This window comes from Persicitalea sp., from assembly GCF_041751555.1.
In the GTDB taxonomy this organism is placed as follows: Bacteria; Bacteroidota; Bacteroidia; order Cytophagales; family Spirosomataceae; genus Persicitalea.
In genome coordinates, this window is the sequence record NZ_JBGSXF010000667.1 from 1 (window position 1) to 7,348 (window position 7,348).

Here is a 7,348-nt window from a genome sequence, read left to right on the forward strand (position 1 = left end):
GTCGCCTACCATTCCTCCCCCTCGGCGCGGGAACGTGATCGGCTGCGACAGTCCATCCTTGAAGCTCAAGGGTGGATCATTCATCGGCTCTGGGGAATTGATTTCTTTCGCAAGAAAGATCAGGAATTAGAGAAGATAAAAGCTGCTTACGATGAGGCTCTGGCTTTACTGACAGAATCTGATCGGGTTGCCCTGGTCAAACCCGAAGAAGAGAAAAACGTATTTCATCTAATCCGCGAGGAAGAAGAAATGTCTGCTTTCGCTGTCCCTTACGAATTTGCCCAAGGTCTACGCGTACCTGATCCAGACCCATACGCACTTTACCCTTCACAAATCGCCAATATAGCGCGCGAAATACTTGCCGTAGAAAGTCCTATGCACATAGATGAACTTACTACCCGAATGCGCGAACAGTGGGGCTGGAGCCGGGCTGGTAGTAAATTCCGGGATTTAGTGGCGGATGGAGTAGGCATACTGGTAAAAGACCAATCAGTTTTGCGGGATGGATCTTACCTCAATTTGAAAAGTGTACCGCTAACGGTTCGGGAAAGAAATGAAAACGCCCCGGCCGGTGTCCGAAAACCCATACATATTCCTCCTGCTGAAATAGACTTTGCTCTCGTTCACATTGCCGAATTTGCTAAAGTCCTTACTCGAGAAGAAGCAGCAAAGGAGGTAAGTGTAATGATGGGATTCAAAGCTATTAGTGCTGAGTTCCGAGACATAATCAATTCCCGAATCGAATACTTGATTTCGAAAGGAGATTTACAGCAAGAGGCTGAAAAATTGACTACTAGTAAAAGTTGATTTTAAAAGCCCCTGGAACAATTTTTGAGTACCTTTCTCTACTCAAAAAAACCTAACTCTACTTCCTATGAAAAAACCATTGTTTCTCTTTATCATCCTGAGTGTAGCCGGAGGACTCTTTTCCTCTCAGACGATAGCTCAATCCATCAAAGGCGCGTGGCGGTCGCAGCAGCCTAATAACAGTATTGCTTCGCTAATTGTGGCCGACGACTACTTGATGATCGCTTCGTACAGCATCCTGAACAAGTACTTTGATCGTACTGAGGGCGGCCCCTTCACGATGCTGGGCGACCAGATGACCTACACCACGGAGTTTAATACCAACGACACGGCTAGAATCAATAAATCGGTCGTATTCACCGTTATCCGCAAGGACAGTATTCTGACGCTGCGCGGGGAGGATGAAGAATTGGTCTGGATGCTGGTAGACGACGCTAAGGAAAAGCCAATGGCTGGCACTTGGCACATCACGGGACGCGCCAAAGATGGCATGGGCGAGATGATGGAAATTCACCAAACTGGTACCCGCAAGACGCTGAAAATCCTTTCAGGAACCCGCTTTCAGTGGGCCGCCATCGATCCGGCAGTAAAAGGTTTCTACGGAACGGGTGGTGGTACCTATGACATCAAAAATGGCGAATACACAGAACACATTCAATTCTTTTCCCGCGACCGCTTCCGCGTGGGTGCAGATCTGAGTTTTGACTGGAAACTAGTCGACGGTAAATGGGATCATTCCGGTAAAAGCAGCAAAGGCGACCCTATTCATGAGGTGTGGGAGAAAATAGAGTAATGGATTGTGAATGATGAGTGATGAATGGCTGACTCACGCGTGCCAAATACTGAGCATTCATCACTGGTGCGCCAGCTCGGTCACCATTCATCACTAATTTAAACCTTCCTTTTCAACTCAAAATGTTGTCCAAGGTACACGCGTCGTACTACCTCGTCTTCGGCGAGTTCTTCGGCGGTACCTTGTTTCAGGATTTTTCCTTCAAATAAAAGATAAGCACGATCGGTGATCGAGAGCGTTTCGTTCACGTTGTGGTCAGTGATGAGGATGCCGATGTTCCGGTGTTTCAGCTTAGCTACGATAGTCTGAATGTCTTCTACGGCGATCGGATCCACGCCCGCGAAGGGTTCATCCAACAAGATGAATTTGGGATCTACGGCCAAGGCACGAGCGATTTCCGTACGGCGGCGCTCACCGCCGGAGAGTACCATTCCCTTGTTCTTGCGCACATGTTCCAGGCTAAACTCTTCGATGAGCTCTTCAACCTTATCCCGTTGTTCCTGCCGCGACAAATCCGTCATCTCCAGCACGGCTCGGATATTTTCCTCCACCGTCAATTGCCGGAAGACAGAAGCTTCCTGCGCCAGATAGCCTAAACCCAACCGCGCCCGCTTATACATCGGCAGGCTGGTAATATCACGATCGTCCAGATATACGTGCCCGCTGTTGGGCTTGACCAAACCGACGGCCATGTAAAACGAAGTCGTTTTTCCGGCTCCGTTGGGCCCAAGAAGCCCGACGATTTCGCCCTGTTCGACTTGATAACTAACGTTATCATTGACAAGTCGGGCGCCGTATTTCTTGACAAGGTTTTCGGTTCTGAGGATCATGGTGTGGATGGATGAAACTTGATGTCTTTCAGCATGAACTGTAACGTCGTTTTGTCGCGGAAGGTGTTCTCATCCAGCGCATAACAAATATCAAATGTTTTACCATCCATAAGATCGGGGTAGATGTGCGCCATACTGAAAGCAATCACCGTAAATGCCGGCGAGTTGTCTTGATAAACGTTGAACTTAATGTGCTTTTCCTTCATAATCGCCGGCTTCCCGGCAATGGACACGCCTCGGCTCACGAATACGGGCATCATGTTACCGGGCCCAAAGGGGCCCATTTGTTTCAGTACTTTATAGGCTTTCCAGGAAATATCTTCCAAATCGAGTTCCAGATCCACTTCAATCATGGGAGTGAGTTGCTCGGGAAGGATACGACTACTCACAATCTCGTCGAAGCGTCGGCGGAAAGCTTCGACATTCTCGACGGGCAACGTCATTCCCGCCGCAAATGTATGCCCGCCGAACTGCTCGAGCAGATCGGCGCATTCCTCAATGGCTTCGTAGACATCAAAGCCTGGTACCGACCGCGCCGACCCGGCGGCTTTGCCGTTGGATTTGGTCAAAATAATGGTGGGTCGATGAAAATGCTCGATGCAACGGCTCGCTACGATGCCGATAACGCCTTTGTGCCAGTCTTCTTTAAAAAGTACCGTGCTCTTGGCTCCCGAAAGCCACACATCCTCCTGAATCATTGCCAGAGCCTCCTCGGTAATACTAGTATCGAATTTCCGGCGATCGCTATTGTGCTTGTTGATTTCCTGGGCAAAATCGTCCGCCTCCGTCTCGTCTTCGCACAGCAACAGCCGTACGGCTTCCTTAGCGTGTTTGATACGCCCGGCGGCATTGATTCGCGGTCCGAGTCCGAAGACGACATTTTGGATATTCAGCGCGTTATGGATGCCCGCGATTTTAATCAGAGCCTTCAGTCCGACGCGCGGCGTGGTGTTCAGATGCCGCAAGCCGTAATAAGCCAAAACGCGGTTTTCGCCCGTAATAGGTACAATGTCGGAAGCTATGCTCACAACAAGCAAGTCCAGATAAGGGTAAAGCAAGTCCAAATCCTGCCCGTTTTGCTGGCAAAAGGCGTGAAGAAACTTGAACCCCACCCCGCAGCCCGTCAATTCCTTGTAGGGGTAGTTACAATCCGAACGCTTGGGATCAAGTACCGCTGCGGCGGGCGGCAGCACCTCACCGGGACGGTGGTGGTCGCAAATAATAAAATCCACGCCCAAGGTGTTGGCGTACTCCACTTTGTCCACGGACTTGATGCCACAATCGAGGCACACGATTAGGGAAAATCCGTTTTCGGCCGCCCAATCGATACCCTGCGTAGATACGCCGTAGCCTTCGATATAACGGTCGGGAATATAGTAGTCGAGTTGGTCATAAATGGTTTTGAGAAAACCGTAGAACATGGTCACGGAAGTAGTGCCATCCACGTCGTAGTCGCCGTATACCAGAATTTTCTCGCCCTTAGCCATCGCTGTTGTGAGGCGTTCCACGGCTTTGTCCATATCCTGCATCAGGAAAGGATCATGCAGGGAAGACAAATCAGGCCGAAAAAAGTGTTTGGCCCCAGCGAAATCATGTACTCCGCGCTGCACCAGCAAAGACGCCAGAAATGGACTGACGTTGATCGCCTCGGCCAGGGTGTCGGCCGTTGTCTTTTGTTCTTTTGTCAGTTCGGTGGCAGAAATCCAGCGTTTTTCAGTCATAGGGACAAAGATACGGAAAAGGCGTGTTCCCAAAGGGATGCAGAAAAAGCGTAAAATCAATTAAGAAACTTTAACACTCCCTCCCCACTCCCGATTTTGGTAAAAGCCAACTTGCCGAAAGCCATTGAAAGCCCTTATCTTTGCCGAGCTAATTTGGAGTGTGAGATTGAGAGAATTAGTGAATACTGGGTTCAGATTTCAATTCTCTCAACCTCTCAATCCCTCAATCAAAATTAAAAATGCCCCGCATCCTTGCGATAGACTACGGCTCCAAGCGAACTGGATTGGCTGTAACCGACCCACTGCAAATTATTGCCACGGCTCTGGAAACAGTGCCTACGCATTTGCTGTTGGATTATTTGAAAAAATACATAGACTTCGAGGAAGTAGAGGCTATCGTCATTGGCCTACCGCGTCGCCTAGACAGCAGCGATACACATAATACGCAACCCGTGCGATTATTTATCAAAAAATTGGAAGCCACATTTCCTGACATTCCCGTGCATTCACACGACGAGCGGTTTACCTCTTCCATGGCTCTGCAAGCCATGATTGCGGGCGGCAGCAAAAAAAGCGAGCGTCAGGAAAAAGGCAACCTAGACAAAGTCAGCGCCGTAATCATCCTACAATCCTACATGGAAAGTCAGCGCCTGAATCCACCTCATCACTCATAATTCATCATCGCGGGGGCGACCCCCTCATCATTTCCTTTAATGATTTACCCCATTGTAGCCTACGGAGACCCCATCCTGAGAAAAGTGACGAAGCCGCTCGAAAAAGACGAAATGAACTTGCAGAAACTGTCAGACGACTTATTCGAAACTATGCATGATGCGGCGGGCGTGGGCTTGGCTGCCCCACAGGTAGGCCTGGGCATTCGGGTTTTCGTGGTGGACGGCACCGCGATGAATGAGGACGAAGAGGAGGAAGACAAAGACCCTACTTTGGAAGGATTTAAGAAGATATTTATCAACCCTGAAATTGTCGAAGAAGATGGTGACGACTGGGCTTTCGAGGAAGGCTGTTTAAGCATTCCCGGCATTCGCGGCGAAGTCTATCGGCCGGAAATCGTGACGATTCGCTACCGCGACGTGGATTGGCATGAGCACGAAGAAACCCACGAGGGCATGGCCGCCCGCATTATTCAACACGAATACGATCATTTGGAAGGCAAGCTGTTTACCGATTACCTCCCCGCATTGAAGCGCCAGCTCCTTAAGCGTAAGCTAAACGATATCGCCAAAGGCATCGTAGACGTAGAATACCAGATGCGTTTCCATCGTCGCAAATAGCCCCCATAAACCTCTTTTCGCATGAACGCCCGTATTCTGTATGTCGAAGACGACCCAAACCTGGGTTTTGCCACCAAGGACAACCTTGAAGCCAACGAATACGAGATCGTACATTGTACCGATGGGCAGGAAGGTTGGGATACTTTTCAGAAAGAACACTTCGACATCTGCGTATTGGACGTCATGCTACCCAAGATGGACGGCTTTACTGTCGCCGAGAAAATCCGCGCCGTCGACCAGCACATCCCTATCCTCTTTCTAACTGCCCGAGCGTTACTTGACGACCGCCTACACGGCCTGCGTCTGGGTGCCGACGATTACGTGACCAAACCATTCAGTATTCAGGAATTGATTTTGCGAATCGAGGTATTTCTGCGTCGCTCCAAAACGGACGACACGCCGACACCTAATGATAGTATGCCATTACGCGTGGGCAAATATCTGTTCGATTTTCAAAAACTGATGCTCACCCTGAACGGTAGCGATCACATATTGACCTTTCGGGAGGCGGAAGTAATGAAGTATTTGGCCGAGCGCCCGAACGAGGTAATCAAGCGCGAAGACTTATTGAAAGCCATTTGGGGGGACGACGACTATTTCATGGGCCGCAGCCTGGATGTCTTTATATCCCGCCTCCGCAAGTACCTCAGTGGCGACCCCAACCTCCGTATCGATAATGTACACGGAGTAGGATTTCGGATAAGCTGGTGATGGAGAGTTCATGAGTCTATGTGTTTAAAGTTCATGAGTAGATGAAGTGCAGAGCTAGTTTTTCGCTGAGCTCATGAACTTTCTACTTAATCGGTACCGAAATTTTTGTCTTGTCCCAGGCCATTTGCATGGCGGGAACGGACTGATCAAAGTCGATCGTAAACATTTCAACGGGCGCGTCCATGGTTTGGGTGGGAACTTCCACCTTCAAAACGTCGGCTTCCGGTTCACGGATGGATGTGCCATCGAAGTTAATTCCCCAACTGTACTCCTTTTTATTGAAAATTACCGTCCACTTGTCGCGCTCAGGGATAGTCCAAAGCGTGTATTTCCCGGCGGGCAAGAGTTTATTGTCGATGACGAGTTCGGTTTCGGTGGTGAAAGTAGTAGCTTCATTCGCTCCCGTCCGCCAGACCTCGCCGTAAGGTACCAGGCCACCGAAGATTTCGCGCCCCTTTTTGGACGGACGATTGTAGTAGACTTCTACGTTTTTCGAGCCTTCGTTGAAAGAAACGGTTTGCTCAGGACTGGCTTTTTTAGTGTTAGCGGTCATAATCTTGAAACCGACAAAAGCGATCAAGGCCAAGCTACCGACCACAATCAATGTCCATTTTAGGTATTTATTCATGATAGTTAAATGAAGAAGGGTTTGTGAAAAATTATCCAAAGATAAAGAAAAGGGCTGATTTGTAAATTATTAGAGTGAACCGACACCCTTTTAAACGCAAGGAAGCCCCTCTGCAATAGCGGAGGGGCTTCTTGTTTGTGTAAAAAGGTGGCGGCTACCTACTCTGCCGGCTGTGAGACCGGTACCATCGGCGGTGCGGGGCTTAACTTCTCTGTTCGGGATGGGAAGAGGTGGGCACCCGCCCCGTGGCCGCCATCAGGGCGGAAGGGGCTGCCCCCCTGCGGGGGGCGCGTCCTAGTTTCTTTGTTTTTCTCTACTCTTCTTCGGCTTGGCCCACTCTGCCGCTTTGCAACTCTGTGCCTTTGCCACTTTTTCTCAAAGAGAATCATTAAACATGCGGGAGACAAGAGAGGTGGGCCCGCGGTCGCGCGGGTTCTGTCGGGCGATTAGTACCGCTCGGCTCAGCGCTTCTCGGCGCTTGCACCTGCGGCCTATCGACGTCGTCGTCTTCAACGGCCCTGTTCGTTAGGGAGGACTCATCTTGGGGCCGGTTTCGCACTTAGATG

8 protein-coding genes and 2 rRNA genes are annotated in these 7,348 nt (G+C 49.9%); 5 read left to right on the forward strand and 5 right to left on the reverse strand.

Annotated elements, in window-relative coordinates; translation table 11 throughout:
- Together ACEW8P_RS23515 and ACEW8P_RS23520 are read left to right on the forward strand one after the other, a co-directional pair.
- The coding region (locus ACEW8P_RS23515) for a DUF3320 domain-containing protein (RefSeq protein ID WP_373515506.1) at positions 1-807 on the forward strand (807 nt) is incomplete at its 5' end.
- A 67-nt stretch (positions 808-874) separates the two neighbouring features.
- Entirely contained in the window at positions 875-1,600 is a 726-nt protein-coding gene (locus ACEW8P_RS23520; protein ID WP_373515507.1) for a hypothetical protein, read from the forward strand.
- A 98-nt stretch (positions 1,601-1,698) separates the two neighbouring features.
- Here the strand turns inward: ACEW8P_RS23520 and lptB are convergent, their stop codons facing one another.
- Both lptB and recJ read right to left on the reverse strand, forming a co-directional pair.
- Positions 1,699-2,430, reverse strand: a complete 732-nt coding sequence (gene lptB / locus ACEW8P_RS23525; RefSeq protein WP_373515508.1) for an LPS export ABC transporter ATP-binding protein — start codon at positions 2,428-2,430, stop codon at positions 1,699-1,701.
- On the reverse strand, positions 2,427-4,151 hold the full coding sequence (recJ, locus tag ACEW8P_RS23530) for a single-stranded-DNA-specific exonuclease RecJ (protein WP_373515509.1): 1,725 nt from the start codon (positions 4,149-4,151) through the stop codon (positions 2,427-2,429). The genes lptB and recJ overlap by 4 nt, the downstream gene beginning before the upstream one ends.
- A 239-nt stretch (positions 4,152-4,390) precedes the next feature.
- Between recJ and ruvX the strand changes: the two genes are divergently transcribed.
- From ruvX to ACEW8P_RS23545, 3 genes are read left to right on the forward strand one after another with little or no spacing between them, the layout of a single operon-like run.
- Complete coding sequence (gene ruvX, locus ACEW8P_RS23535) at positions 4,391-4,825, forward strand: Holliday junction resolvase RuvX (protein ID WP_373515510.1); 435 nt, start codon at positions 4,391-4,393, stop codon at positions 4,823-4,825.
- Between the two features lie 39 nt (positions 4,826-4,864).
- Entirely contained in the window at positions 4,865-5,443 is a 579-nt protein-coding gene (def, locus tag ACEW8P_RS23540; protein ID WP_373515511.1) for a peptide deformylase, read from the forward strand.
- A 21-nt stretch (positions 5,444-5,464) separates the two neighbouring features.
- Positions 5,465-6,154, forward strand: a complete 690-nt coding sequence (locus tag ACEW8P_RS23545) for a response regulator transcription factor (protein ID WP_373515512.1) — start codon at positions 5,465-5,467, stop codon at positions 6,152-6,154.
- Between the two features lie 82 nt (positions 6,155-6,236).
- On the opposite strand, the gene ACEW8P_RS23550 is transcribed toward ACEW8P_RS23545, so the two are convergent.
- From ACEW8P_RS23550 to ACEW8P_RS23560, 3 genes are all read right to left on the reverse strand, one after another.
- Positions 6,237-6,782, reverse strand: a complete 546-nt coding sequence (locus ACEW8P_RS23550; RefSeq protein ID WP_373515513.1) for a DUF2911 domain-containing protein — start codon at positions 6,780-6,782, stop codon at positions 6,237-6,239.
- A gap of 145 nt (positions 6,783-6,927) precedes the next feature.
- Positions 6,928-7,039, reverse strand: a 5S ribosomal RNA gene (gene rrf, locus ACEW8P_RS23555).
- Positions 7,040-7,207: 168 nt separating this feature from the next.
- A 23S ribosomal RNA gene (locus tag ACEW8P_RS23560) occupies positions 7,208-7,348 on the reverse strand; the annotation flags it as partial.